This is a genomic window from Xanthomonas sp. NCPPB 3582, from assembly GCF_041475735.2.
GTDB classification, from domain to species: Bacteria; Pseudomonadota; Gammaproteobacteria; order Xanthomonadales; family Xanthomonadaceae; genus Xanthomonas; species Xanthomonas codiaei.
Window position 1 is genome coordinate 3,100,440 of the sequence record NZ_CM192968.1, and the last position, 25,815, is coordinate 3,126,254.

The 25,815-nt window shown below is 66.8% G+C and carries 21 protein-coding genes, 1 tRNA gene and 2 other RNA genes; 14 read left to right on the forward strand and 10 right to left on the reverse strand.

Translation table 11 applies throughout. The features are described 5' to 3' along the window. Window positions 1–193: 193 nt before the first annotated feature. The 3 genes from ACCQ05_RS13055 to ACCQ05_RS13065 form a co-directional block, all read right to left on the reverse strand. Complete coding sequence (locus ACCQ05_RS13055) at window positions 194–2,227, reverse strand: TonB-dependent siderophore receptor (RefSeq protein WP_372390735.1); 2,034 nt, start codon at window positions 2,225–2,227, stop codon at window positions 194–196. Between the two features lie 367 nt (window positions 2,228–2,594). After that, window positions 2,595–2,684, reverse strand: a tRNA-Ser gene (locus ACCQ05_RS13060). Between the two features lie 377 nt (window positions 2,685–3,061). Next, window positions 3,062–4,078, reverse strand: a complete 1,017-nt coding sequence (locus ACCQ05_RS13065; RefSeq protein ID WP_228961943.1) for a LysR family transcriptional regulator — start codon at window positions 4,076–4,078, stop codon at window positions 3,062–3,064. Window positions 4,079–4,178: 100 nt separating this feature from the next. Between ACCQ05_RS13065 and ACCQ05_RS13070 the strand changes: the two genes are divergently transcribed. Both ACCQ05_RS13070 and ACCQ05_RS13075 read left to right on the forward strand, forming a co-directional pair. Continuing rightward, a complete protein-coding gene (locus ACCQ05_RS13070) occupies window positions 4,179–4,757 on the forward strand; it encodes an FMN-dependent NADH-azoreductase (protein WP_228961944.1) in 579 nt (192 codons plus the stop codon). A gap of 60 nt (window positions 4,758–4,817) precedes the next feature. Beyond that, window positions 4,818–4,894, forward strand: a non-coding RNA gene (locus tag ACCQ05_RS13075) — sX9 sRNA. A 373-nt stretch (window positions 4,895–5,267) separates the two neighbouring features. Here the strand turns inward: ACCQ05_RS13075 and serS are convergent. After that, window positions 5,268–6,548, reverse strand: coding sequence for a serine--tRNA ligase (gene serS, locus ACCQ05_RS13080; RefSeq protein ID WP_372390737.1), 1,281 nt, complete (start codon window positions 6,546–6,548; stop codon window positions 5,268–5,270). Window positions 6,549–6,659: 111 nt separating this feature from the next. Here serS and ACCQ05_RS13085 point away from each other — a divergent pair, with 111 nt between their 5' ends. Together ACCQ05_RS13085 and ACCQ05_RS13090 are read left to right on the forward strand one after the other, a co-directional pair. Then, window positions 6,660–7,325 carry an energy transducer TonB gene (locus ACCQ05_RS13085; protein WP_372390739.1) on the forward strand — a complete coding sequence of 222 codons (666 nt, stop codon included), beginning with the start codon at window positions 6,660–6,662 and terminating at the stop codon, window positions 7,323–7,325. A gap of 244 nt (window positions 7,326–7,569) precedes the next feature. Then, window positions 7,570–8,136, forward strand: a complete 567-nt coding sequence (locus ACCQ05_RS13090; protein WP_228961947.1) for an energy transducer TonB — start codon at window positions 7,570–7,572, stop codon at window positions 8,134–8,136. Here the strand turns inward: ACCQ05_RS13090 and aroA are convergent. From aroA to serC, 3 genes are all read right to left on the reverse strand, one after another. Then, on the reverse strand, window positions 8,120–9,436 hold the full coding sequence (aroA, locus tag ACCQ05_RS13095; protein WP_372390741.1) for a 3-phosphoshikimate 1-carboxyvinyltransferase: 1,317 nt from the start codon (window positions 9,434–9,436) through the stop codon (window positions 8,120–8,122). The two genes, ACCQ05_RS13090 and aroA, sit on opposite strands and share 17 nt — an antisense overlap. Window positions 9,437–9,556: 120 nt before the next feature. Next, window positions 9,557–10,792, reverse strand: coding sequence for a prephenate dehydratase (pheA, locus tag ACCQ05_RS13100; protein ID WP_372390744.1), 1,236 nt, complete (start codon window positions 10,790–10,792; stop codon window positions 9,557–9,559). A 66-nt stretch (window positions 10,793–10,858) separates the two neighbouring features. Next, complete coding sequence (serC, locus tag ACCQ05_RS13105) at window positions 10,859–11,944, reverse strand: 3-phosphoserine/phosphohydroxythreonine transaminase (RefSeq protein WP_104543807.1); 1,086 nt, start codon at window positions 11,942–11,944, stop codon at window positions 10,859–10,861. Window positions 11,945–12,119: 175 nt separating this feature from the next. Between serC and msrP the strand changes: the two genes are divergently transcribed. Both msrP and msrQ read left to right on the forward strand, forming a co-directional pair. Then, window positions 12,120–13,088, forward strand: coding sequence for a protein-methionine-sulfoxide reductase catalytic subunit MsrP (gene msrP / locus ACCQ05_RS13110; RefSeq protein ID WP_372390746.1), 969 nt, complete (start codon window positions 12,120–12,122; stop codon window positions 13,086–13,088). 147 nt (window positions 13,089–13,235) lie between these two features. Then, window positions 13,236–13,892: a protein-methionine-sulfoxide reductase heme-binding subunit MsrQ gene (msrQ, locus tag ACCQ05_RS13115; protein ID WP_372390748.1), complete on the forward strand. Its 657-nt coding sequence runs from the start codon at window positions 13,236–13,238 to the stop codon at window positions 13,890–13,892. Here msrQ and ACCQ05_RS13120 read toward each other — a convergent pair. Next, window positions 13,834–14,643: an FHA domain-containing protein gene (locus ACCQ05_RS13120; RefSeq protein WP_372390751.1), complete on the reverse strand. Its 810-nt coding sequence runs from the start codon at window positions 14,641–14,643 to the stop codon at window positions 13,834–13,836. The two genes, msrQ and ACCQ05_RS13120, sit on opposite strands and share 59 nt — an antisense overlap. A 236-nt stretch (window positions 14,644–14,879) precedes the next feature. Between ACCQ05_RS13120 and ACCQ05_RS13125 the strand changes: the two genes are divergently transcribed. The 3 genes from ACCQ05_RS13125 to ACCQ05_RS13135 all read left to right on the forward strand — a co-directional run bounded on the left by ACCQ05_RS13125 (window position 14,880) and on the right by ACCQ05_RS13135 (window position 17,213). Further along, complete coding sequence (locus ACCQ05_RS13125; RefSeq protein WP_372390754.1) at window positions 14,880–15,155, forward strand: polyhydroxyalkanoic acid system family protein; 276 nt, start codon at window positions 14,880–14,882, stop codon at window positions 15,153–15,155. A gap of 159 nt (window positions 15,156–15,314) precedes the next feature. Beyond that, the gene (locus tag ACCQ05_RS13130; protein ID WP_372390756.1) at window positions 15,315–15,881 is read left to right on the forward strand and encodes a phasin family protein; all 567 of its coding nucleotides are present in this window, start codon (window positions 15,315–15,317) and stop codon (window positions 15,879–15,881) included. A gap of 339 nt (window positions 15,882–16,220) precedes the next feature. Next, window positions 16,221–17,213 carry a restriction endonuclease gene (locus ACCQ05_RS13135; RefSeq protein ID WP_372390758.1) on the forward strand — a complete coding sequence of 331 codons (993 nt, stop codon included), beginning with the start codon at window positions 16,221–16,223 and terminating at the stop codon, window positions 17,211–17,213. A gap of 382 nt (window positions 17,214–17,595) precedes the next feature. On the opposite strand, the gene hutC is transcribed toward ACCQ05_RS13135, so the two are convergent. Beyond that, complete coding sequence (hutC, locus tag ACCQ05_RS13140; RefSeq protein WP_372390760.1) at window positions 17,596–18,333, reverse strand: histidine utilization transcriptional repressor HutC; 738 nt, start codon at window positions 18,331–18,333, stop codon at window positions 17,596–17,598. Window positions 18,334–18,440: 107 nt separating this feature from the next. Between hutC and ACCQ05_RS13145 the strand changes: the two genes are divergently transcribed. Then, a non-coding RNA gene (locus tag ACCQ05_RS13145) (sX9 sRNA) lies at window positions 18,441–18,517 on the forward strand. 4 nt (window positions 18,518–18,521) lie between these two features. Here the strand turns inward: ACCQ05_RS13145 and ACCQ05_RS13150 are convergent. Next, window positions 18,522–19,898, reverse strand: coding sequence for a formimidoylglutamate deiminase (locus ACCQ05_RS13150; protein WP_372390762.1), 1,377 nt, complete (start codon window positions 19,896–19,898; stop codon window positions 18,522–18,524). Between the two features lie 60 nt (window positions 19,899–19,958). On the opposite strand from ACCQ05_RS13150, the gene hutI reads away from it, so the two are divergent. The 4 genes from hutI to hutU all read left to right on the forward strand — a co-directional run bounded on the left by hutI (window position 19,959) and on the right by hutU (window position 25,452). Then, window positions 19,959–21,164: an imidazolonepropionase gene (hutI, locus tag ACCQ05_RS13155; RefSeq protein WP_372390764.1), complete on the forward strand. Its 1,206-nt coding sequence runs from the start codon at window positions 19,959–19,961 to the stop codon at window positions 21,162–21,164. A gap of 17 nt (window positions 21,165–21,181) precedes the next feature. Next, on the forward strand, window positions 21,182–22,723 hold the full coding sequence (gene hutH / locus ACCQ05_RS13160) for a histidine ammonia-lyase (RefSeq protein ID WP_372390766.1): 1,542 nt from the start codon (window positions 21,182–21,184) through the stop codon (window positions 22,721–22,723). 187 nt (window positions 22,724–22,910) lie between these two features. Then, window positions 22,911–23,768: an N-formylglutamate deformylase gene (gene hutG / locus ACCQ05_RS13165; protein WP_372390768.1), complete on the forward strand. Its 858-nt coding sequence runs from the start codon at window positions 22,911–22,913 to the stop codon at window positions 23,766–23,768. A gap of 16 nt (window positions 23,769–23,784) precedes the next feature. Next, window positions 23,785–25,452, forward strand: coding sequence for a urocanate hydratase (gene hutU, locus ACCQ05_RS13170; RefSeq protein WP_372390770.1), 1,668 nt, complete (start codon window positions 23,785–23,787; stop codon window positions 25,450–25,452). Window positions 25,453–25,815 lie beyond the last annotated feature (363 nt).

The window sequence follows — 25,815 nt, forward strand, 5'->3', positions numbered from 1 at the left end:
CTCCGCCGCTGGCAGCGCGTGTGCTGAACCCGGCCGATTCCGACGTGTTCAGCGCAACGCACGCACCAGATCTCGGCGTTTGAGTCCTCTCACGAGTCAAACAGAAACGCAGCCCTTTCCAGAACCTTTGACGACGGCCAGCAGCGTTGACGGCATCCAGTCCACGAATTTCCAGAACTCGCCAGAGCATCAGCTAGAGATCGATCCGGAGCCGGGCCTCGAAACGCCGCGGCTCTCCAACCATGACCCGTGTCTCGCCGTCAGCGAAAGGATAATACGTGCGATCGAAGACGTTGCGCAGGCCTAGATCGAGCGATGCAGTGCGGCTGCCCGCCATGACCAGTGTTGCACCGATGGATGCATCTACCACCACATAGGACGGCAGCTCAAAGCTATTGGCTTCGTCTCCCTGGCGCGGACCCACATAGCGCGTGCCGCCGCCGATCTGCCAGCGAACCGGACCAGTGGTCCACTGCGGGCGGGCGACCAGCGAAAGCGACGCCTGGTGGCGCGCAATGTTGGGCATCATGTTGCCTTCCGTCTCCGGCGTATCCTCAAGGATCTCAGTGGCGGTGTAAGCGTAGGCGCCGACCACATCGAGCCACGGTGTGATACGTCCAGCGATATCCAGCTCGACGCCTCGCGACTGCGCCTGGCCAACGGCTCGCGCCGTGTCATCATCCAGGCTGATCACCACATTGCGCTTGTTGATGTTGTAGAGGGCCAGCGTCGCCGCCAAGCGCTCGCCAAGGTCCACTTTGGCGCCGATTTCGTGTACACGCCCCTTCTCAGGATCGAATGCCCCCTCTGCAGGATTGCTCGACAGGTTGGGCACGAATGAGGTCGCGTAGTTGGCGTATAGCGAGGCGACGGTCCCAAGCTTGTAGACGAGACCAAGGCGCGGCAGCAACTCTCCTCCATCAATGTCCTGAGTGACCACATAGTCACTCCCCACGCCTTCCTTTTGCTCCCAACGCTGATAACGCAGAGCAGCCGACAACACCCAGCGCTCGCCGAGCGACACAGCGTCCTGCATGAATACCGAACTGCTTGTCAGATTGGAATTGAGATTGCGCGTGTCCGGGTCGACCTCGGTCGGCATGGCAACCGTGCCATAGATCGGGTTCCAGACATCGAAGCCGCCAATGCGAAGCCGCGCCAATTCCCCATCGGTGTGGTTGTCCGTGTTCTCATGATCCACACCGACGAGCAGCTCATGACTTACGTACTGGCTGTTGAAATGACCCAGGGCGTCGGCAACGATGTAGCGCGATAGATCGTCCACACCCTCACGGCCGTCGAACCTGCGCCTCAGCAGTCCTGTGTCACTGTCGTAGCCATCCGACCGGGCGCGAACATCATCGTAGCGGTTGCGGTTGTAAGCAGCGGTCGCACGAAGCGTCCAGTCTTTCGATAGAACGTGGCGCATGCGCAGCGTGGCGAAATCGGTCTTGCCGTCCATTTTCGAGAACGGCTCGACCAGCGATCTGTCGCGTGGGATCGCCAAGGGCTTGCCGTCGACGAAGAACGTGCCGTCGTCGAATGGCATTGAGTAATCGGTATGCTCGACGGCAAGGACGACCTCGGTAGACGCATTGCGCCAGGCCAGCGACGGCGCTACCAGGCGGCGGCGCTGCGTTCCGAAAGTCCGCCAGTGATCGACGTCGTCGTACGAGGCGATCGCGCGATAGGAAAAGCCGCTCTGGCCGATCGGCCCGGTAGTGTCGACCATCATGCCGCCACCCCCGACACTGGTGGAGTTCAGCTGCAGCTGCGTGTGTTCAAGCTGCTGTGGTTGCTTGGAGATCACATTGATTACGCCACCGGGCTGCTGGATGCCATAGAGCGATGACGCCGGGCCCTTGAGCACTTCGACCTGCTCGGTGGTCGCGCTGAAGTTGCGGTTCTGCATCGAGCGAACGCCATCTCGCAGGATTGATCCATTGGAGCTGTCGCCGAATCCACGGCGCAGGAAGGCATCCTGGGTACCGGCACGGTTGGGTGCCCGCATCACGCCACTGACGTTGACAAGTGCATCGTCAAGCGTGCGTACGCGCTGATCGTCCAACATGGCAGCTGTGACCACCTGGATGGACTGAGCGACATCCAAGATGGCTGCATCCGTGCGTGTGGCGGTATTGGCACGAGGCGCGGCATAACTTGTTCCGCGCACGCCACGGACCTGGACAGCATCCAGGTCTTGGGCATCGGGAATGGACTCGGCCAAGGCAGGAGCCGGTAGAAGAGCGAGCAAGCAGAACGTGGAGCGACGCATCGGTGTGGGGGACCTGGTGCATGCGGCCGCCCCCACACGATCTACGCACCGAGGCATGGACCTTCCATTAGCGACCGGTGGATGGGGGGCAATCCCGACTACGCCGACGGTGGGGACGGATCGGCGCAATCGAAGAGTAGCAAATGAGAATGATTTTTACTACAAAAATGAACGATTGTCCTGATGGTGCGCGCGGATCGCCAGATACCGGTGCCGGCGTTGAACGGCACGGGTTGTAGATTCGGGATATGCCCCGAGCGTGTCTCGGCTTCGATCAACGAGCCTTCAAATGCTGTTTCTTTTAAGATTTGCCATGGGTTGGCGGAGAGAGTGGGATTCGAACCCACGGAAGGTTTGACCCTTCGCCGGTTTTCAAGACCGGTGCCTTAAACCGCTCGGCCATCTCTCCGATGCTGTTGCGCATGACCGCCGAAGGCATCGGTCGTCACGCTGGCGACCCGCGTTGCGCGGTGACGCCTGATGGTGGCCGCACGGGCATCTTGTGCTGGACCACCACTCCCAGGAGTGCTCCCGGGCGCGCATTCTCGCATGCCCGGGCGCGTTTTGCTTGGTGACACCACTCGCTTCCGGCTGGCGCAGCGTCGTGCGGCGCCATTGGTGGCCGGCCGCTACTCGTGGTGATCGGCGGGATGCACCCAAGCATGGATGGATGCCTGCCGAACGTCTGCAGCGAACTGACTGCCGAGCAGCTCGCCGGCTGCCAACCAACCTGTCAGCCAGCGCAGCATCCAGACACAGCCTTCAGCCGGCTTCGATAACGACCGCTCAGCCAGCCTCGGCCACCGCCAGGCGCGGTGCAGTGCCGGCGGCACGCCTGAGCTTTTCCGCCAGTTCGGCGCAGTTGCCGCCGCAGTCCAGACGCGAGCGTTCGATCTCCTGCGGCAAGTGCTCGGCCAGGAAGTCGATGAACACCCGCACCGCCGGCAGCAGGCCGCGACGCGAGGCGAACACGGCGTGGCAGATGCCTTGCGGCAGCGACCAGTGCGGCAGCACCACTTCCAGCTCGCCGCTGCGCACCGCTTCGGCGCACACGGTTTCCGGCAGCATGGTGATGCCGAAGCCATCGCGCGCCATCGATTGCAGCAGCGGGAAATCGAATCCGGCCAGCCGCGGCTGCAGATCCACGCGGCGCATTTCGCCGTTGGGGCCGTGCAACTCCCAGCGCTGGTGGGCTTCGTCTTCGCTGGTGCTCATGGTGGTGTGGTTGGCCAACTCGCTCGGGTCTTTCGGGCGTCCGGCGCGATCCAGATATTTGGGGCTGGCCACCAGCAGCTCCTGCACCTGGCCGAAGCTGCGCATCACTAGGCTGCCATCGTCATCCAGGCGCGAACGCACGCGCAACGCGATGTCGTAGCCTTCATTGATGACGTCGACGCGCCGATTGCTGATGTTGAGCTGCAGCCGCACCTTCGGGTATCTGGCCAGGAATTCCGGCAGCAGCTTGGGCAGCTGGATCTGCGCGAGCGAGACAGGAACGCTCACCCGTACAAGACCGCGCGGCTCGGCGCTGAGACGATCCACCACTTCGCGCGCGGCCTGGGCCTCGGCCAGCATGGTCTGGGCATGGCGGTGCACGCTGGTGCCCACGTCGGTGACCGCGAAACGCCGCGTGGAGCGCTGCAGCAGGCGCACGCCCAGGTCGGTTTCGAGCTGGCTGATGCGCCGGCTCAGGCGCGATTTGGGGATACCGAGCGCGCGCTCGGCTGCGGCGAAGCCGCCGTGGTCCACCACCATCGCGAAGTAGTACAAGTCATTCAGGTCGTGCATGGCGCAGGTATCCATGGATAGAACGATAACTGATATTTAACCACCTTTATCCCAACAGAGCAACGACCTAGGCTGCACCCCTCCGCAGCACTGCCGCATCCCATAGGTCCTTGCCATGAAGCTGCTCCATCTCGATTCCAGCGCCCTGGGTGCCAATTCCATCAGCCACGAACTCAGTGCCGCCGTGGTGAAGCAACAGCGCCTGCTCCATCCGGACCTGCAGGTGAGCTACCGCGACCTGGATCGGGACCCGATCCCCCATCTCACCGGCCAGTCGCTGGCGCAGGCCGATGCGGCCGAGGCAGCCGCCGCCGAGCAGGTGATGCAGCAGTTCCTGGATGCAGACGTCGTCGTGATCGGTGCGCCGATGTACAACTTCAGCATCCCCTCCACGCTGAAGGCGTGGATCGATCGGATCGCGGTGGCCGGGCGTACATTCCGCTATACCGCCACGGGGCCGGAGGGCTTGGCCGGCGGCAAGCGCGTCATCATCGCCAGCGCGCGTGGTGGCGTCTACCCCGAGACGAGCAACGATTTCCAGGAACCGTACATGCGTCAGGTGTTCGGCTTCCTGGGCATCGACGAGGTGAGCTTCGTACGGGCCGAAGGCGTTGCCTACTCGCCGCAGCACCGCAGCGACGCGCTTGCCCAGGCCCTGGCATCGCTGCAGCAGCCGGAAGAAGTGGCTGCGTAGAGCAGATGGCAAGACGACTGCGCAACCGCCAGGCGGGCGCGGCCAGTATCCGGAATCGGCATGAACTACGCGCAGATTCCGGTGCTGGGCGCACTGTCCGCACCCGTCTGACGATTGCTCGCCAGGTGGTGTCCGCCGCTCTTGAGCGCGCAGTTTCTCAGCACTCGTCGCAGCACATCGCGTATTGAGAGATGTGGTGGCTTGTGCCTGCGCACCCGCCAGCGTATCTACGCATCCAACCGCGGGCATGCGAGATCCTGGTTGGCGCTTGCACCAACACTTCAGATCGCGGGCATGCGGATCGCAAAACAAACAAAAAGGGGCCTGCGCAGGCCCCTCTTTGCTCGTCGTCCTGGATGCTGCTGGTCGTGGCGAGGCTGCAGACCGATGCGCAGCAGCCAGCACCAACCGGGCTGCGAATCGGCCGTGCGTAACGGTATCGACGTCACGCAGACACGTTGCCGCGCATCGGAGCCGATGCGTGGCGCACCAGCCCCGATGCGAGTGGCATCAACCGATCCTTTCCAGCCCGCCCATGTACGGACGCAGCACCTGCGGCACATCGATCGAGCCATCGGCGTTCTGGTAGTTCTCCATCACCGCGATCATCGCGCGGCCCACCGCCGTGCCCGAGCCGTTGAGGGTATGCAGCAACTCCGGCTTGCCGCTGGCCGGGTTGCGCCAGCGCGCCTGCATGCGCCGCGCCTGGAAATCGCCGCAGTTGGAGCACGAGGAAATTTCGCGATAGGTGTTCTGCGACGGCAGCCAGACTTCCAGGTCGTAGGTCTTCATTGCCGAAAAGCCCATGTCGCCGGTGCACAGCAATACCTTGCGATACGGCAGGCCGAGTTGTTCCAGCACCACTTCGGCGCAGCGCGTCATGCGCTGGTGTTCGGCCTCGCTGTCTTCCGGCGCGCAGGCGGTCACCAGCTCCACCTTCTCGAACTGGTGCTGGCGGATCATGCCGCGGGTATCGCGGCCACCGCTGCCGGCTTCGGCGCGAAAGCACAGCGAATGCGCGGTCATGCGCAGCGGCAGGCGCTCGGCATCGACGATCTCATCGCGCACGATGTTGGTCAGCGGCACTTCGGAGGTGGGGATCAGATAGCGGCGCGAATCGCCCACTTCGGTCTGGAACAGATCCTCTTCGAACTTGGGCAACTGCCCGGTGCCGCGCAGCGAATCGGCATTGACCAGCAGCGGCACATTGGTTTCTTCGTAGCCGTGCGCACCGACATGCAGGTCCAGCATGAATTGCGCTAGCGCGCGGTGCAGGCGCGCGATCGGACCGCGCAGCACGGTAAAGCGCGCGCCCGAGAGCTTGGCAGCGGTCTCGCCATCCAGCCAGCCGTGCGGCGCACCGAGTTCCACATGGTCCTTGACCGCGAAGTCGAAGCTGCGCGGGGTGCCCCAGCGCGACTGCTCCACGTTGTCGGTCTCGTCCTTGCCGTGCGGCACATCGTCGGCCGGCAGGTTGGGCAGGCCCAGCGCGATGCTCTCCAGCTTGGCGCGAATGCTGTCCAGCGCGTCTTCGGACGCCTTGAGCTCGTCGCCGAAACCAGCCACCTCGGCCATCAGCGCGGCCACGTCCTCGCCTTTGGCCTTGGCCTGCCCGATCGCCTTGGATTTCGAGTTACGCAGGCTCTGCAACTCCTGCGTGCGCACCTGGATACGCTTGCGCTCGCTCTCCAGCGACTCCAGTTCCGCAGTGTCCAGGGAGAAACTGCGCGTGCTGCGCAGGCGCTCGGCAAGGTCGGCGGGATGGTGGCGAAGCAGGGCCGGATCTAGCATCGGAAGTCTATGTGTCGGTGGAAAGCGCAAGATTATCGCCTGTTCCGCCACCTGCTGCGATCGATTCACCGGCGCTATGCCAGAATTGCCGCGATCCTTCAGGTGAGCCCTATGCCCGCGCCCCGCTCCGCGTCCGATCGCCACATCGTCCTGCGCCTGCCCCGCCACACCCTGAAAATTGCCGGCATTGCCTTCGGCGCCGGCCTGCTGCTGTTCCTGCTGGTCTGGGCCACCGGTCGCAAGGACGACTTCTACAAGGCCTCGCCCAGCCAGCCGAGTGCCAACGCCCCGGCCAGCGACGACACGCTGCAGCCGCTGCCTGCACCACTGCCGGCGCAGGACAGCGCCAGCGACATGCCGCAGGCCAAACCGCAGCAGGAAGACACCCCCACCCTGGTGGAAACCGCGCCGCCGCCCCCGCCGGCACCGTCTTCCCTGCCCGAAGACGCGGTCCCCGGCACCCCGGGGACCGCAGCGCCGTCTGCACCGGTGGCCGGCGGCAACCGCCCGGTTCCGATGCAGGGCCAGATGCCGCCACCGCGCTATCCGTCGGCGGCGTTGCGCCGTGGCGATGCCGGCGACGTGGTGGTGCGCGTGGATGTGGACGCGGCCGGCAATCCGGGGGGAGTCACCCTGGTGCAGCGCAGCGGCTCACGCGACCTGGACCGCGCCGCGATGGAGGCCGTGCGGCACTGGCGCTTCCACCCGGCGCAGCACAACGGCCAGCCGGTGGCCGGCAGCCTGGACATTCCCTTCGAATTCAAGCCGGCGCAGTAAGCGGGCCTAACAGCTGCCGCTGCGCAGGGGTAGCGCGGCCAACCACCCGGCGCGAAAGATCGAAAAATCCTGTTAAAACGTAAACTTGGACGCCACCCGAGCGGACCCCATCGCGCCCCGTTAGCGTCACTAAGCTGAATCACGACATAGCCAGGGTGTGGCAGATATGCCCCGCCTTAATTGCCCCTCAGCAAACGCCGAACAGACTAGCCGGGTCATCAACAGATGCGCCAGGAGGTCGGCCATGTCCTTCACCTCGAATCCTTCATCCCACAGTCCGGCCTTGCCACGTGCTGCAGACACGCGCAGGCAAGACATGGAGAGCGACGGCGCCTCGCCCTGGCTATGGGCGACCTTGATTGCCGTGCTGGTGGTGATTCCAAGCTGGTGGTGGGCGCGCCACAGCGACGAATCGTTCGCCCCCGATACGGCCCCTGCCCCGGCGGCCAGCAGGCAGATCCTGCCCAGCGCCGATGGTCCGCGTGCGATGACCATGGTGGCGCACCAGCCGGCACGTGCGCCGGTCAGCAGCAAGGAAGCGATTCCGCTCCCCGGCAATGCGTTGCCCGCCTACCCGGCCGAGTTGGCGCGTGCCGGTCTAGAAGGCAGCCGGACTGCAAGGCTGCAGCTGGATGTGCAGGGGCGCGTGCGCGAGGTGACCATCGTCGAGCGCAGCGGCAGCGGCGATCCGCGCCTGGACGCGGCGGTAGTGCGCAGCTTGCAGCAATGGCGTTTCGAGCCGGCCACACGCGACGGACATACCGTGGTCAGCAGCGTCCAGGTGCCGGTGGAGTTCAGCGCGCAGCGCTGAGTCCGAAGCCCGCGCCCTGCGCAAGGGTGTCGAAGTCCGGGAACGAGGTGGCCACGTTCGCCACATCGTTGATCTGCACCTTGTCGGTAGACAGTTGCCCGGCAATCGCAAATGCCATCGCAATGCGATGGTCGCCATGACTTTCGATCACGCCGCTGCCGATGGCCCCGCCGTGGATGGTGGCTCCATCGGGCGTTTCGTCCACCTGCACGCCCAGCGTGCGGAGCCCGGTTGCCATGGCGGCCAGACGGTCCGATTCCTTGACCCGTAGTTCGGCCGCGCCGCTGACCACGGTCTGCCCGGAGGCTGCGGCCGCCGCCACGAACAGCGCGGGAAATTCATCGATCATGTCCGGCACCAGCGCTTCGGGAATTTGCGCGCCGTACAGCGGTGCATGACGCACGCGCAGGTCGGCAACCGGCTCGCCGCCATGTTCGGCATGATTGCCCTCGCTGATATCCGCGCCCATCAGGCGCAGCGCTGCCAGCAGCCCGGTGCGGCGTGGATTCAGGCCCACCGCGCGCAACACCACGTCCGAGCCGGGAACGATGCTGGCGGCGACGATGAAGAACGCCGCCGAGGAAAAATCCGCCGGCACCGCGATGTCGGTGGCACGCAGCCGCTGGCCGCCACGCAGGCGCGCCTTGCCGGGCGAAAAGTCGATCTCCACACCGAACGCCGACAGCATGCGTTCGGTGTAGTCGCGGGTGGGATGCGGCTCGCTCACCAAGGTCTCGCCCTGCGCGTACAAGCCGGCCAGCAGCACTGCCGACTTGACCTGGGCGCTGGCCACCGGCGAGACGAAGTCGATGCCGTGCAGTACCTGCCCGCCCTGCACCTGCAGCGGTGGCGTGCCATCGTCCTGGGTCTGGATCCTGGCGCCCATCTGCGCCAGCGGGCCGGTGACGCGTCGCATCGGCCGCTTGGACAGGGACTCATCGCCCACCAGCACGCTGTCGAAGCGTTGCGCCGCCAGCAGGCCGGCCAGCAGCCGCATGCCGGTGCCCGCATTGCCGCAGTCCAGCGCCTCACTGGGCGCCTGCAGCCCGTCCACGCCCACGCCATGCACGATGCGCCGCGACGCCGATGGCGTGTCGATGCGCACGCCCAGCCTGGCGAAGATCGCCGCAGTGGAACGGGTATCTTCGCCCTCCAGAAAACCGTCGATCTGCGAGACGCCATCGGCGAGCGCGGCGAACATCACCGCCCGATGCGAGACCGACTTGTCGCCGGGAATGGCCAACGTGCCGCGCAGGGCGCTGCCTTGCTGCGCGATCCAGTGCTGGGTGCTGCTGCTCATGCGAATGATCCGAATGCTGCGGCATCGCCGTACCGGGCGATGCGCTGGGTGAGAAATGGCGGCGCCATCATCGCCGAAGCGGCGGCGCGCCGGTGACGGCCTGGGGCCGGGCACACCTGCTCAGGGAATGGCCACCGGATACGAACCCAGCACCTTGATCTGTGCCGAATGCGCTTCCAGCTCGGCCAGCGCCTGCTTCATCGCCTCGTCCTCCACATGGCCGACCAGATCGATGAAGAAGCCGTATTCCCACTTGGCCTGATGCGAGGGCCGCGACTCGATGCGGTTCATGCTGATGCCATGGCGCGCGAACGGGCTGAGCACGTCGAACAATGCGCCCGGCTTGTCGTGGATGAACACCAGCACCGAGGTGCGGTCGTGCCCGGACGAGGGGAAGATCTGCCGGCCGATCACCAAAAACCGCGTGGTGTTGTCGTCGTCGTCCTCGATCGACTTCATGATGACTTTCTTCAGGCCATACACATGGGCGGCGCTCTCGCCGCCGATCGCTGCGGCATCTTCGGCATTGCGCGCGCGCCGTGCGCCTTCGGCATTGCTGGACACCGCGATCTTCTCCACCTTGGGCAGGTGCGAACGCAGCCAGCCGGCGGTTTGCGCAAAGGACTGCGAATGCGCGTAGATGCGCTCGATATCCTCGAGCCGGCCGTTGCGCGAGAGCAGGTACTGATGCACGCGCAGCTCGACTTCGCCGCAGATCTTGAGGTTGGAGGTCAGGAACATGTCCAGGGTGACCTGGATGGTGCCCTGGCCGGAATTTTCCACCGGTACCACGCCGAAATCGGCGTTGCCGGCTTCCACTTCCTGGAACACTTCTTCGATGGTCGCCATCGGCAAGCCCACCGCCGAGCGCCCGAAGTGCTTGAGCACCGCCTGCTGGCTGAAGGTGCCTTCCGGACCGAGATAACCGATCTTCAGCGGCTCCTGCTGGGCCAGGCAGGCGGACATGATTTCGCGGTACACATGCACCAGCACTTCATCGCTGAGCGGGCCTTCGTTGCGGTCCACCACCATGCGCAGCACCTGCGCTTCGCGCTCGGGGCGGTAGTAGTCCACCGCCGCAGCCAGCTTGCCCTTGGCCTTGCCGACCTGATGGGCGAAGTTGGCGCGCTCGGCGATCAGCGCCTGGATCGTGCGGTCGATCTCGTCGATCTTGGCGCGCACGTCGGCGAGCACCGGTGCCGCGGTGACGGGCTTGCCGGCCGGTTTGGCCGATGTGCCTGACGATTTGCCTGCCGGCTTGGCAACCGGCGCGCTCGCGGCGGACTCCCCGGTGGCTTTCGCCGGTGTGCGTTTGCCGCCGGCGGCGGGCGTGGACTTGCTGGATCTGGATGCCATCGCTGGGCGTTCCTCGAAAAGACGGCGCATGCGCCTGCGCGGCCTGCGCCGCGGATGGAAGTGGGCTCAGCCGTGACGCTGCTGGAAGTCGTGCATGAAGGCCACCAGCGCCTGCGCGCCGGCCACCGGCATGGCGTTGTAGAGCGAGGCGCGAATCCCGCCCACCGCCTTGTGGCCCTTCAATGCAAGCAGGCCGGCGGCCTTGGATTCGCTGACGAACAGCGCATCCAGCTGCTCATCGGGCAGGAAGAACGGGATATTCATGCGCGAGCGCACCGCCGGCTTGACCAGGTTGCGATAGAAGCCGCCGGAACGATCGATGGCGCCGTACACCAACGCGGCTTTTTCCGCGTTGCGCCGCGCGAACTCCTCCACCCCGCCCTGCTCCAGCATCCACTTCACGGTCAGACCGAGCAGGTACCAGTTCCAGGTCGGCGGCGTGTTGAGCATCGAGTCGCGTGCCAGATGCGAGGCATAGTTGAAGATGTCCGCACGTGGCTGTCCGGCGCGCTCGAGCAGGTCGCGCCGCACGATCACCAGCGAAATCCCCACCGGCCCCAGATTCTTCTGCGCGCCGGCATAGATCAGCCCGTAGCGCGAGATATCCAATGGCTCGGAAGCGATGGAAGAACTGAAGTCGGCGAACAGCGGCAGGGTCCCCACCGCCGGAATGTCGCGGAATTCGACGCCGTGGATGGTCTCGTTGGCGGTGATGTGCACGTAGGCCGAATGCGGCGACAGGGTCCAGCTGGCCACCGGCGGAATGTCGATGAAACCCTCGGACTGCGCATCGGCGGCAATGCGTGCATCCACGTACGGCGCGGCCTGCTTGATCGCGGTCTTGCCCCAGTGCCCGCTGATCACGTAGTCGGCGGCCTGGCCGGGCGCGGCGAAATTCAACGGCAACAGCGCCTGGATCGTAGTGGCGCCACCGGCGGTGAACAGCACGGCATAGTCGTCGGGAATCGACAACAAGGTTCGCACGTCGGCCTCGGCCGCGGCCGCCACCGCCATGAAGTCGGCGCTGCGGTGGCTGATTTCCACGATCGAGGCGCCTACGCCATTCCACTCGACCATCTCCGCCTGCGCCTGCCGCAGGACCGATTCCGGCAATGTCGCAGGGCCGGCACTGAAATTGAACGCGCGAGTCATGGCACACCTTGTCGAGCTAGCCTTCTAGTATGCCGCAGCGCACCGGGCTTGGCAGCGGGCAAAAAAGTTGCAGCTGCATCCTTTTGACTGAGCGTGACGTAACGTGGTGGTGCACCGGAGCGAACTCTTGTCCCGGTTGGTTACTCTCACGCTGCAGCCACTGCCGGAGCCCGCCATGTCGTTTCGCGATGCCCTCAAACTGCCCGCCAGCCAGATCACCGATGAGTCCGTCTACCGCGAGCGGCGTCGGCTGCTGCAGCTGTTGGCATTGACCCCGGCAATCGGCGTGGCCGGTTGCGCCGAGGCCGACCCGCCACCGCCGCCCAAGACCGTGGTGACCCCGGCGCAGGCGCGCAGCGGCTTCCGCACCGCCGAAGAGCTGACCAAGCTGGAAGACGTCACCAGCTACAACAACTTCTACGAGTTCGGCACCGACAAGACCGACCCGTCGAAGGCGGCCAAGACGCTCAAGCTGTCGCCATGGTCGGTGAAGGTCGGCGGCGAATGCGAAAAGCCCGGCAGCCTGTCGCTGGATGAGCTGCTCAAGGGCGTCGCCTCGGAAGAACGCATCTACCGGCTGCGCTGCGTGGAAGGCTGGTCGATGGTGATCCCGTGGACCGGCGTGCCGCTGGGCGAGGTGCTCAAGCGCTTTGCGCCGACCTCCAAGGCCAGGTACGTGGCCTTCACCACGCTGGCCGACCCGCAGCAGATGCCGGGCGTGCGCTACCGTTCCATCAACTGGCCGTATCGCGAAGGCCTGCGGATCGACGAGGCGATGCACCCGCTGACCCTGTTGGCCACCGGCCTGTACGGCAAGCCGCTGCCGCAGCAGAACGGTGCGCCGCTGCGGTTGGTGGTGCCGTGGAAGTACGGCTTCAAGAGCATCAAGTCGATCGTGGAAATCCGCTTCGTCGAGAAGATGCCCGAAACCGCTTGGCACGATCTGCAGCCGTCCGAATACGGGTTCTTTTCCAACGTCAACCCGGCCGTGGACCATCCGCGCTGGAGCCAGAAGACCGAGCGCCGCATCGCCGGTACCGCCAGCAAGCTGTTTGCCGAGCGGATTGCGACCAAGCCATTCAACGGCTACGCCGATCAGGTCGCCTCGCTGTATGCGGGGATGGACCTGAAGAAGTGGTTCTAGCCGTGTAAACCCGACACGTTGATATCGACCTGCGGTAGGAGCGCACCCGGGCGCGAAGGGCCTTACCGGTCCGGTAACGCCTGTCGCGGCCAGGTCCGCTCCTATCGTTTCATTCCCGCGCGGCATCGCTTCCTTCTTCGAGATCGCATGGCCAAGACCTCCGTCCCCCTGATCGCCGCCAAGACCCTGGTGCATGTCGCCGCGCTGGCGCCGATGGCGTTGCTGGCCTGGCAGTTCTGGCAGGTGTGGCAGACCGGTAGCGATGCGCTGGGCGCCGATCCGGTGGCCGAGATCGAGCACCGCACCGGGCTGTGGGCGCTGCGCTTTGTGTTGATCACCCTGGCGATCACACCGCTGCGCCAGCTCACCGGCCAGGCGGTAGTGATCCGCTTCCGGCGCATGCTGGGGCTGTATGCGTTCTTCTATGCCAGCGTGCATCTGGCGGTGTACATCAGCCTGGACCTGCGCGGTTTCTGGACGCAGATCTTCGAAGAGATCCTCAAGCGTCCCTACATCACGGTGGGCTTTGCCGCGTGGCTGCTATTGCTTCCGCTGGCGATCACTTCCACCCAGGGCTGGATGCGCCGGCTCAAGCGCAACTGGGGCCGGCTGCATCAGCTGATCTACCCGATCGGGGTACTGGCGGTGCTGCACTTCTGGTGGCTGGTGAAGTCCGATATCCGCGAGCCGGCGCTGTATGCCGGCATACTCGCCGCCCTGCTGGGCTGGCGGGTCTGGAAAAAACTCAGCGCGCGCCGAACCACAGCAAGGCGCTCAGCGCCGCCGCCAGCAGCACCGCGCTGAGCAGCAGCCACGGCCAGCGGGCGACCTTCATCGGCGCACGCACCGGTTCGGCCACCGCGCGCGGCGGCGGTGGCGGCTCGGAATCGGGGATATCCCATGTCGTGCCGTGATGGATGCGCGGCACCTCCACCACGAACCGGTGGCGGGCGTCGAACACCACCTGGTCGCCGGCCTGCAGCCAGCCATCGCGCACCTGCACGCCGTTGATCCAGCTACCCTCTTCCGAGCCCAGATCGCGGATCAGCACACGGTCGCCGTGGCGTTCCAGGCGCGCGTGCTGCGCGGTGAAGGCCGGATCGTCGATGACGATGTCCGCGGCGGGGTCGCTGCCGACCAGGCGCGAGCGATCCAGGGTGAAGCTGCGCCCGTGATGGCGCCCACCCAACCCGCGCAGCAACAGGCAGACCTCGCCGAGGCCGGCATCGTCGGGCGGCAGATCGTTGGCTGGGGCACTGGAGGGCGCACTGCGCAGCAGCATCTCCACGCCATCGGCGTAGATCGCATCGCCGGGCCGCAGCAAGGCCATGCGACGCACCGGGCGTCCGTTGACGTGGATGCCGCGGATGCCGTTGGCCACCTGCAGCCACAGGCCGCGCTGGTCCAGGCAGAACTGCGCCAACAGCAGCGCCCCCTGCGCATCGGCCACCACCCGCACGCTGCCGGAGGCATGCCGTACGATCCGGTGGACGCCGGGCTTGAGGGAATGATCCGGCTGCTGCCGGTGGGTGAAATGAACTTGCAGGTCGCGCACCGGCCGCAGCCTAGCAGGTTTGCCGTGGAGAGCGGCCAACCAGCGCATCGCGCCAGCGCGGCGGCGGCCAGTTCGCGTCGATAAGGCGCTGCATACGCGACCAGGCCCAGGCCTGGTCGCCGGTTCGCAACGTTAGCTCGCCACCATGCTGGCCTGGCGCGATGCGTGACCGCACTTGGAGCCAGGCGCGCGCATGCGCACAATGCGCGCCTACTTCCGTATCACCCAGGCACCTCATGTCCAGCATCGATATCCGCCACGACCATTCCTTGACGCCGGCACAGGCCCGCGCAGCGATCGACGAGGCGGCGCGCAAGCTCGCCGATCGCTACGGCGTGGCCTCGCACTGGGAAGGCGACACCTTGCGCATCTCGCGGTCGGGCGTGGATGGCGCGATCGCCCTGCTGCCGCAGCAGGTGCATGTGACGGCCGAGCTTGGCTTCCTGCTGTCGGCGATGCAGCCGATGGTGGAATCGGAAATCCGTCGGCTGTTGTCGGAAAAGCTGGCCTGAGCGCATCGCCGCTGCCGCTGCTTCAGCGCCAAGTCACCCGCCCCGCGCGCGATGGGCGGATGCTTGGGCAGGCCTGACCGGACCGCGTTTCACCTGTCCGATGCAAGGCCGGCACTAGGGTGAACCCAACGTCACTTCGGCAATCGACAGGAGCATCGCATGACGACCGGATACGATCAGAACGGCAACCGCGACACCGCGGCTTCGGGCTTCCAGGCCCAGGCGGAGCAGATTTCGCGCCGGCTCGGCGAATCGGCGCAGACCGTGTGGCTGGCCGGGCTAGGTGCACTCGGGCGCGTGCAGAACGAAGGCAGCAAGTTGTTCGACTCGCTGGTGCGCGAAGGCGCCGCCTACGAGCGCAGCGGCCAGCGCAAGGCGGCCGACAGCGTGGACGAGCTGCGCGAGGAGGTGGAAACCCAGTTCGAGCAGGCCCGTGACACCGCGGTACGTGGCTGGGACAAGCTGGGCAAGGCCTTCGACGAGCGCGTCAAGGGCGTGTTGCGCACGCTCAACATCCCCGAGCAGGAAGAGCTGGAGAACCTGCGCCGCGAGGTCGAGTCGCTCAAGGCCCAGGTACGGGCCAACACCGCGGCCACCAAGCGCGCCAACCGCACCGCCAACCAGGCCGCGCAGGCCGCCAGCAGCGACTCCGCAGGTAGCGGCGGCTCGACCGGCGCCAGCGGAGCATCCACCACCGGCAATGCCGCGGCATTCGACGGCGAATAGTGTCCGGTTCGCGCGGGCGGGCCGCCATCATCGGAGCGCCGCGCCGGAGCTGGATGCGGTGCGCGCTCCGAGCCTGATTCTGGCGATGCACGGACGGCGGTTTTGCTGTGAGCCTTGCGATGTTGCAAAGCAACATGGTTTTGCAGACAATCGGAAACGACCCGCCAGTCCCGCTTCATGAAGTCCGTTTGCTCCCCTCCCCTCACGGCTTCGGACTGGCGGGTCTTTCGCTGCCTGGATCACGGCTCGTGACATCTCCGGCAGCGATCCATTGACGAATCCCGCGCGAAGGATTCTTCTAGGGGTATCGATTCGTAATACGCGCCATACCTTCGCTTGATGCTTATGCCTTCCTGGACCCTGGCGCTCCTGGCTGCACTGCTGCTCTGGCTGGCGGCGTGCGCCTACCTCTGGTTGGTGCGACGTCGCGCCAACGAAACCACCGAAGGCGTGCGCGCCCTGGCAGCCATGCATTGGCGCGACTTTTCCGCGGTGGTGCTGCGTGTCCTGCAGGACCAGCGTGGCTGGCAACCGACCCAGCTGCCGCAGGACGGCCTGCCGACCGCCGACTTCATGATGCAGACCGATCACGGCACCCGCCTGGTGGCCTGCAAACACGGTCGCGGCTACCGTATCGGCGTGGCGGCGGTGAATGAGCTGGGCGCGATGGCCCGCCTGGCCGGTGCCGGTGGCGGCGTGATGGTGACCGAAGGGCGCATGGAGCGCGAAGGCCTGGCCGCTGCCGAAAAACAATCCATCGAAGTACTGGACGGCACCCGCCTGTGGCCCCTGCTCAAGCCCTATCTGCCGGGGGATGTGGAGACCGGCGTGGTGGGCATGGCCAGGCGACGGGCCATCCGCCACAGCGTCATCGCCGGTGCCGCACTGGCCACGCTGGCGCTGGTGGCGGTTGTGGGACTGCGTCCGCCGGAGCCCACCCCGACACCCGCCCCCGTTGCCGCGGCCCCGCGCGCAGCGGCGGGCACGACACCGCCGGCGACGCCAGCCGTGTCCGCGGCGCCGCCTGTCGCAGCCACACCGGCACCCACTCCCTCACCAGCAGCGAATGCCGCCGAGCCGGACGCGGAAACGCTGCAGGGCTACCGCCGCGATGTCTCCAAGGCGCTGGCGCAGACGCCCGGGCTGGTGCGCGGCATCTGGATCACGCAAGCCACGCTGGCGGTGGATCGCACCATCGAGGACAGCGCCGCGTGGCCGCTGATCTGCGATGAACTGAAGCGCTACCCATATCTGCGCACCGTGCGCGTGCAGCTCAATCCGCGCGCAGGGGTGGCCGAACCGGTGCGCTGGCGGCAGTGCACGACGATTTGAGTTCGGGATTCGGGAATCGGGATTGGGGATTGGGGATTGGCGCGGTGAGAGGTATGTCATGCCAGTGCGCCAGTCTGGTTGCGAGGTGAGGGACACTAGGTTGTCGCTGTAGTTGATCCACTTCGTGTGGTCTGGTGTTTGCGCGACAGACGGTGCGACTCGTTAGCTGCGTTCTTGATGGCGGTTGACGGAGATGCTGCAGCAACTGTGCGTGAGTCGCCATCGCCGCGGCGCTTGCGTGACCGTCACCAGGCGGCCCTCGTTCCCCACTGCGACCGCACGAGCGCGCTCGCTCGCGAACGATCTGGTGATGCGGATGCCTGGCACCGTTGCCGGAGCTACCGCACCGCGGAGGTGCTGTACGCCCTTCCACGCGCTGCCTTCAGCGCATCCCCGGCGCGAAACGCGCCACCAGGTCGTAGGAGCCGCCCAGGAACAACTGGCGTACGTAGGTCACCGGCTGTTCGCCGCGCCAGGTGTGGCGGTCGATGACCAGACAGGCGGCACCTTCGTCCACCTGCAACTGCCTGGCCTGCGCGGCGTCGGCGCCGACGGCGCTGATGCGGTGTTCGGCGCGCGTCCACGGCACGTTGCGCAGCAGCCAGCTGCCCGGCGCCAGCTCGGTGAACGGCTGCGCCAAGGCATCCGGCACGGTGGTGATATCGATCACGCGCTGCTCCAGCGCGAACGGGCTGCCATCGGCCAGATGCAGGCTTTCCAGCGCCAGCAGCTTGCCGGTGCTGCCCAGCGCACGCTCCTGCGGCACCCGCTGGCGCACGTTGCGCAGCCGCCGCGAGAGCAGCGAGAAGCTGTAGCGGTGACCGCGCGCAGTCATTTCCACCTCGATGTCCGGGATCGAGAGCGCCACCTGCTCCAGATGCGGATGCGGCCGCGCCACGAACGAGCCGGTGCGGCGACGACGCTCGATCATGCCGGCGTCGGCCAGCAGGCCAAGCACCTTGTTGACCGTCATGCGCGAGCAGCCGTATTGCGCCATCAGCTCGTGCTCCGGCGGAATGCGGTGCCCGGGCGGCCAGTCGCCACTGTGGATCCGTCGCTCCAGATCCTGCCGGATGCGTTGGTGCAAGGTGCCGGGCGCGGCGATGGGGATGGCGGTCAAAGCAGAGGTCTCCGGTCAGGCCTGCATTGTGCGCGCATCCGCTTAGACCAGCTAACGGAACGACTGCGCTCACCGCCAGGCGGGCGCGGCGCTTGCTCGGACTCGGCATGTACCCCTTCGTACACTCCGGTTGCTCCGCGCCGTCCGCACCCACCCGACGACTGCCCGCCACGCTCTGCGAGCCGCTTTTAGGTGCCCAGCACTGTTCGCAGGATTTGCGCAAAACGCGTGGCGATCCGCGCACGGTCCACATGCTGTCCGTCGCGCACCACCGCCCGGCCGTTGCGCCAGACGTTGCGGACCGCAGTGCCGCGCGCGGCAAACAGCCAACTATCCAGCACCGCATCGTCGCTGCGTGCCAGCAAGGCCGGATGGGTCAGGTCCAGCTCCACCAGGTCGGCGGCCGCACCGACCCGTATACCGTGCTGCGCGATGCCGAGGGCCTGCGCCGCGCCCTCACCGGCGCACTCGTACAACCAGCGACCGCTGGAAACATCGGCCGGCGCCAGCACATTGCGCGCCTGCAGTGTCAGCCGCTGGCCGTATTCGAGCAGGCGCAGCTCTTCGGCGGCATCGATCAACACGTTCGAGTCCGAACCGACGCCGAAGCGACCGCCGGCCGCGGCAAAGGCCTGCATCGGAAAGATTCCGTCGCCCAGGTTGGCCTCGGTGATCGGGCACAGCCCGACCACTGCGCCGCGTTGCGCCATCGCCTGCACCTCGCTGACGGTGACATGCGTAGCGTGCACCAGACACCAGCGCGTATCCACCGGCGCATTGGCCAGCAGCCACTCCACCGGCCGCTGGCCCGACCACGCCAGGCAGGCGTCGACCTCGCGCTGCTGCTCGGCGATATGTATATGGATCGGCCCCTCGGTGAGCGGCTGCAGGTCCAGCAGTTGCTGCGGCGTGACCGCACGCAGGCTATGCGGCGCAAGCCCGAGCACGGCATCCGGCAGCGCCTTGAGGCCGTGCCGGCAGTCGTCGAGCAGGCGCGCGAAACCGTCGATATCGTGGATCAGCCGCCGCTGCGCCGCGCTCGGTGCGGCGCCGCCAAAATCCGAGTGCGCATAGAACACCGGCAGCAGGGTCAGCCCGATCCCGGTAGTGGCCGCGGCCGCCGCGATGCGCGCGGACATTTCGCCGGCCTGCGCATAGGGCGTGCCGCTGGCGCTGTGGTGCAGGTAGTGGAATTCGCCCACCCGGGTGAAGCCGCTCTCCAGCATTTCCACATAGGCCTGCTCGGCGATCGCCTGCAGGCTGTCCGGATCGAGCCGGTCGACGAAGCGGTACATCAGCTCGCGCCAGCTCCAGAAGCTGTCGCCGCTGCGCCCGCCGACCTCGGTCAGCCCGGCCATGCCGCGCTGGAAGCCATGACTGTGCAGGTTGCCCAGGCCGGGCAGCAACACTTCGCAGCGGATATCGCCGCCAGCGGATGTGGCCTGCGGCTGCACCGAGACGATGCGCCCCTGCGCCAGGGCGATCCGCACCTGGCTGGCCCAGCCGTCCGGCAACAAGGCCCGGGCGGCCCAAAACACCTGCGCATGTGCCTGCTCGTCTGCCACTGGACACCTCCGATTGACGACCCTATTGTATATACATATCAGACACCCCGAGCCTGCGCCATGCATTGCGACGTTCTCTGGCACAACGCGCAACTGATGACCCTGAACGCCGCCGATGGTGGCCTGGGCATCGTGGACGACGGCGTGGTCGCCTGCCAGGACGGCCGCATTCTCTACGCCGGCCCGGCCGCGCAGGCTCCCGCATTCGCCGCCGGCACCGCGCATGATTGCCAGCGGCGCTGGATCAGCCCGGGCCTGATCGATTGCCATACCCACCTGGTGTACGCCGGCAACCGCGCCAACGAGTTCGAACAACGCCTGCGCGGCGCCAGCTATGCGCAGATCGCCGCGGCCGGCGGCGGCATCGTGGCCACGGTGCGCGCCACCCGCGCTGCCGACGATGCGGCGTTGCTCGCTGCCAGCCTGCCGCGCCTGGATGCGCTGCTCGCCGAAGGCGTGACCACGCTGGAGATCAAATCCGGCTACGGGCTCACCCTGGAAGACGAAACCAAGCAGCTGCGCGTGGCAGGCGAGCTCGCCAGCCTGCGCCGGGTCGAGGTGGTGCCCACTTTTCTGGGCGCGCATGCGGTGCCGCCGGGAAGCGATGCGCAGGCGTATATCGATGTGGTCTGCACGCAGATGATTCCCGCCGTGGCCGCGCAAGGGCTGGCCGAGGCGGTGGATGTGTTCTGCGAGCATCTGGCATTTTCCACCGCGCAGGCCGAACAGGTATTCGTCGCCGCGCAGGCGCACGGCCTGCGGGTCAAGATCCACGCCGAACAATTGAGCAACCAGCATGGCGCAGCGCTGGCCGCGCGCCATGGCGCCCTGTCGGCCGACCATATCGAATACCTGGACCAGGCCGGCATCGAGGCGATGGCCGCCGCCGGCACGGTCGCGGTGCTGCTGCCGGGCGCGTTCTACTTCACCCGCGATACCCAGCTGCCACCGATCGCCGCGCTGCGTACGGCCGGCGTGCCGCTGGCCTTGGCCACCGACTGCAACCCGGGAACCTCGCCACTCACCAGCCCGCTGCTGGCGATGAATATGGCGGCCACCTTGTTCCGCATGACCGTGGACGAATGCATCGCCGGGTTCACCCGCGAAGCGGCGCGCGCGCTCGGCCGCGGCACGCGCCTGGGCCAGCTGCGCACCGGCATGGATTGTGACCTGGCGATCTGGGACATCCAGGCGCCGGCCGACCTGGTCTATCGCATGGGCTTCAACCCGCTGCATGCCCGCGTCTGGCGCGGGCACCTGACCTGATCACCCCTGGAGTTGTCATGAGTGCTTCCGTTGTTCTGCAGCCCGGCGCCGTCACGCTTGCGCAGTGGCGTGCCCTGTATCGCGGTGCCGATGCGGTGCTGGACCCGGCCTGCGCCGCGGCGGTGCTGCGCAGCGCGCAGACCGTGGAGGCGATCGTCACGCGCGGCGAGCCGGTCTACGGCGTCAACACCGGTTTCGGCAAGCTGGCCAGCGTGCGTATCGAACGCGAGGACCTGGCCACCCTGCAACGCAATATCGTGCTGTCGCATGCCGCTGGCGTCGGCGAGCCCACGCCGGTGCCGGTGGTGCGGCTGATGATGGCGCTCAAGCTCACCAGCCTGGCCCAGGGCGCTTCTGGTGTGCAGCCGGACACGCTGGCCCTGCTCGAGGCGATGCTGCGCGCTGGCATCACCCCGGTGGTGCCCTGCCAAGGCTCGGTTGGGGCCTCCGGCGATCTGGCGCCGTTGTCGCATCTGGCGGCGGTGATGATCGGCGTTGGCGAGGCCTTCGTCGGCGGACAACGGCTGCCGGCGGCGGACGCCTTGGCGCAGGCGCAGCTGCAACCGCGCGTGCTCGGCGCCAAGGAAGGACTTGCGCTACTTAATGGCACCCAGTTCTCCACCGCCTGCGCGCTGGCCGGCCTGTTCGAGATCGAAACCGTGTTGCAGGCGGCACTGGTCACCGGGGCATTGTCGGTGGAGGCGGCCAAGGGCTCGGATACGCCGTTCGACGCGCGCATCCATGCCTTGCGTGGGCAGCCGGGACAGATCGCCACCGCCGCCGCGCTGCGCGCGCTGATGGCCGACTCGGCCATCCGCGAATCGCACCGGCTCGGCGATGTGCGCGTGCAGGACCCGTATTGCCTGCGCTGCCAACCGCAGGTGATGGGCGCAGCGCTGGATGTGATGCGCCAGGCCGCGCGCACGCTGGAGATCGAAGCCAATGGCGTCTCCGACAACCCGCTGGTCTTCAGCGATACCGAAGAGGCGCTGTCGGGCGGCAACTTCCATGCCGAGCCGGTGGCATTTGCGGCGGACATGCTGGCAATGGCGGTGTGCGAAATCGGCTCGATCAGCGAACGCCGCACCGCGATGCTGGTGGACCCGGCCCTGTCCGGCCTGCCGGCGTTCCTCACCCCGCGCCCGGGCTTGAACTCGGGCTTCATGATTCCGCAGGTCACCGCTGCGGCATTGGTGTCGGAAAACAAGCAGCGCGCCTATCCGGCCAGCGTCGATTCGATTCCCACCTCCGCCAACCAGGAAGATCACGTGTCGATGGCCGCGCACGGCGCGCGCCGCCTGCTGGCGATGGCAGAGAACGCCGCGCACGTGATCGGCATCGAGTTGCTGGCCGCCGTGCAGGGCTGCGACTTCCACGCGCCGCTGCGCTCCAGCGCCGCGCTGGAAGCCGCACGTGCCCTGCTGCGCGCACAGGTGCCGACGCTGCAGGACGACCGCTACTTCCACCCGGACATGCTGGCCGCCAGCGCACTGGTGCGTTCCGGCGCATTGTCCCAGGCAGTGGCGATCGCCTTGCCGGGCGTGGAGCAGCACGCATGATGCGACGATCTGCAGAGCGCCTGCGCAGCTGCTTGGCACCCCGCCATGCAGCGCCTGGTATCGCCATCCTGACGACCAGCGCACATGCCGGCGCTGCGGGTGCACGTTTCGCGCGGCGCGACGGCCAGACCCACGCGCATCACCACCACGCATCGCGTGCCGCCGCGCAGGCAACCGGAGCCCGGCCATGAGCCCCCTGCCCGACTGGCTGGACATTCACCAAGGGCAGGCGCCCCTGCTGATCAGCTTTCCGCATACCGGCACCGAGCTGCCCGATGACGTGGCCGACCGTTTCGTGTCGCCATGGCTGGCTCGGCGCGATGCCGATTGGTGGGTGCATCACCTGTACGACTTCGCCCAATCGCTGGGCGCCACCACCGTGCGCACCGCGATCTCGCGCTCGGTCATCGATGTCAATCGCGACCCCAGCGGCGCATCGCTGTACCCCGGCCAGAACACCACCGGCCTGTGCCCGCTGACCACCTTCGACAACCAGCCCCTGTATGCCGACGGCCTGGCGCCGGACCAGGCGCAGATCGACCAGCGCCGCGCGCGCTGGTTCGACCCGTATCACGCGGCGCTTGCCGAAGAAATTGCGCGCCTGCGCCAGCTGCATTCCAGGATCGTGGTGTACGACGCACACTCGATCCGCTCGGTCATCCCGCACCTGTTCGACGGCGAGTTGCCGCAGTTCAACATCGGCAGCAACGACGACCGCAGTTGCGACCCGGTGCTGGTCGATGCAGTGGAACAGCTCTGCCGCAGCAGCGGCTCCAGCACGGTGCGCAATGGCCGCTTCAAGGGTGGATGGATCACCCGTCACTACGCGCAGCCCGAACACGGCGTACACACGCTGCAGATGGAGCTGGCATGCCGCGGCTACATGCGCGAACCGGACACCATCACCCCGGACACCTGGCCCACGCCGTGGCAGCCGGTGCACGCGACCGCATTGCGCGCAGTGCTGCGCCATGTGCTGCTGGCCTGCCTGCAGTTCGCCGGCACCGCCTCACCCGCCACCACGCCGCCCGCGGCCCACCGTTGATTGCAAGGAACCCGGCATGACCCGTCACGATGCAACCCGCGTCATCCGCGCCGCCACCGGCAGCACGCTCACCGCCAAGAGCTGGCTGACCGAAGCGCCGTTGCGCATGCTGATGAACAACCTGGACCCGGACGTGGCCGAGCGTCCGCAGGAACTGGTGGTCTACGGCGGCATCGGCCGCGCCGCGCGCGACTGGGAATCCTTCGATGCGATCGTGGCCGCGCTCACCCGCCTGGACGACGACCAGACCCTGCTGGTGCAATCGGGCAAGCCGGTCGGCGTGTTCCGCACCCATGCCGATGCGCCGCGCGTGCTGATCGCCAATTCCAACCTGGTGCCGCGCTGGGCCAATTGGGACCACTTCAACGCATTGGATAAAAAGGGCCTGGCGATGTACGGCCAGATGACCGCCGGCAGCTGGATCTACATCGGCGCGCAAGGCATCGTGCAAGGCACCTACGAAACCTTCGTGGAGATGGGCCGCCAGCATTACGGCGGCAACCTGGCCGGCAAGTGGCTGTTCACCGGCGGCCTCGGCGGCATGGGCGGCGCGCAGCCGCTGGCCGCCGTGATGGCCGGCGCGTCCTGCCTGGCGGTGGAATGCCGGCGCTCCAGCATCGACATGCGCTTGCGCACCGGCTATCTGGACACCTGGACCGACTCGCTGGACGAGGCATTGCGCCTGATCGAGCAGTCGTGCACGGCGAAGAAGCCGCTCTCGGTCGGCCTGCTCGGCAATGTCGCCGACGTGCTCGACGAACTGCTGCTGCGCGGAATCAAGCCGGACCTGCTCACCGACCAGACCTCTGCGCACGACCCGGTCAACGGCTACCTGCCGCAGGGCTGGAGCGTGGACGAATGGGACGACAAGCGCGTCAGCGCGCCGAAGCAAGTGGAAGCCGCCGCGCGCGATTCGATGGCCAACCACATCCGCGCCATGCTCGCCTTCCACGCGCTCGGCGTGCCCACCGTGGATTACGGCAACAACCTGCGCCAGATGGCGCTGGAGCAAGGCGTGTCCGACGCCTTCGACTTCCCCGGCTTCGTGCCTGCCTACATCCGCCCGCTGTTCTGCCGCGGTATCGGCCCGTTCCGCTGGGTGGCGCTGTCCGGCGATCCGGAGGACATCGCCAGGACCGATGCCAAGGTCAAGGAATTGATTCCCGACGATGCGCATCTGCATCGCTGGCTGGACATGGCCGCGGAAAAAATCGCCTTCCAGGGCCTGCCGGCGCGCATCTGCTGGGTCGGCCTGGGCGACCGCCACCGGCTGGGCCTGGCCTTCAACGCCATGGTCCGCAGCGGCGAGCTGAAGGCGCCGGTGGTGATCGGCCGCGACCATCTCGATTCGGGCAGCGTCGCCTCGCCCAATCGCGAAACCGAAGCCATGGCCGACGGCTCCGATGCGGTCTCCGATTGGCCATTGCTCAACGCCCTGCTCAACACCGCATCGGGCGCGACGTGGGTGTCGCTGCATCACGGCGGCGGCGTCGGCATGGGCTTCTCGCAACATGCCGGCATGGTCATCGTCTGCGACGGCAGCGAGGCCGCCGACCGCCGCATCGAACGCGTGCTGTGGAACGACCCCGCCACTGGCGTCATGCGGCATGCCGACGCCGGCTATGCCATCGCAACCGATTGCGCTCGCGACAAAGGCCTGGATTTGCCTGCCATCCTGTCCTGACGCCGCCGCGTGCTCGCTGACGCAAGGTGGGCGAATCGCCGCTGCAGCAAACCGCAGCGTCCGCGCGACCATGGTCAATCCGGCAGCGGCCGCAGCTGTCAGACGGCGGCGTCATGTGCGCGATTGTCACGCATGGATCGCTGCAGACAGGCATCGGGAGATCTCGTCATGCGTGTCACCAACGCGTGTCTGCACGCAGCTGCTTCATGCCCAACGCATCAGCTCCCTACGCGGACGTCGGCGCGGCCTGCGGTCGAGCTTGACACACCGTGACCCCTGTCACGACTATCGCCAGCGTCGGGCAAAACGATAATGCGTGACCCGCCGATCGAGTAAGCTCGCGGCAAGTCGGACGACCGAGGG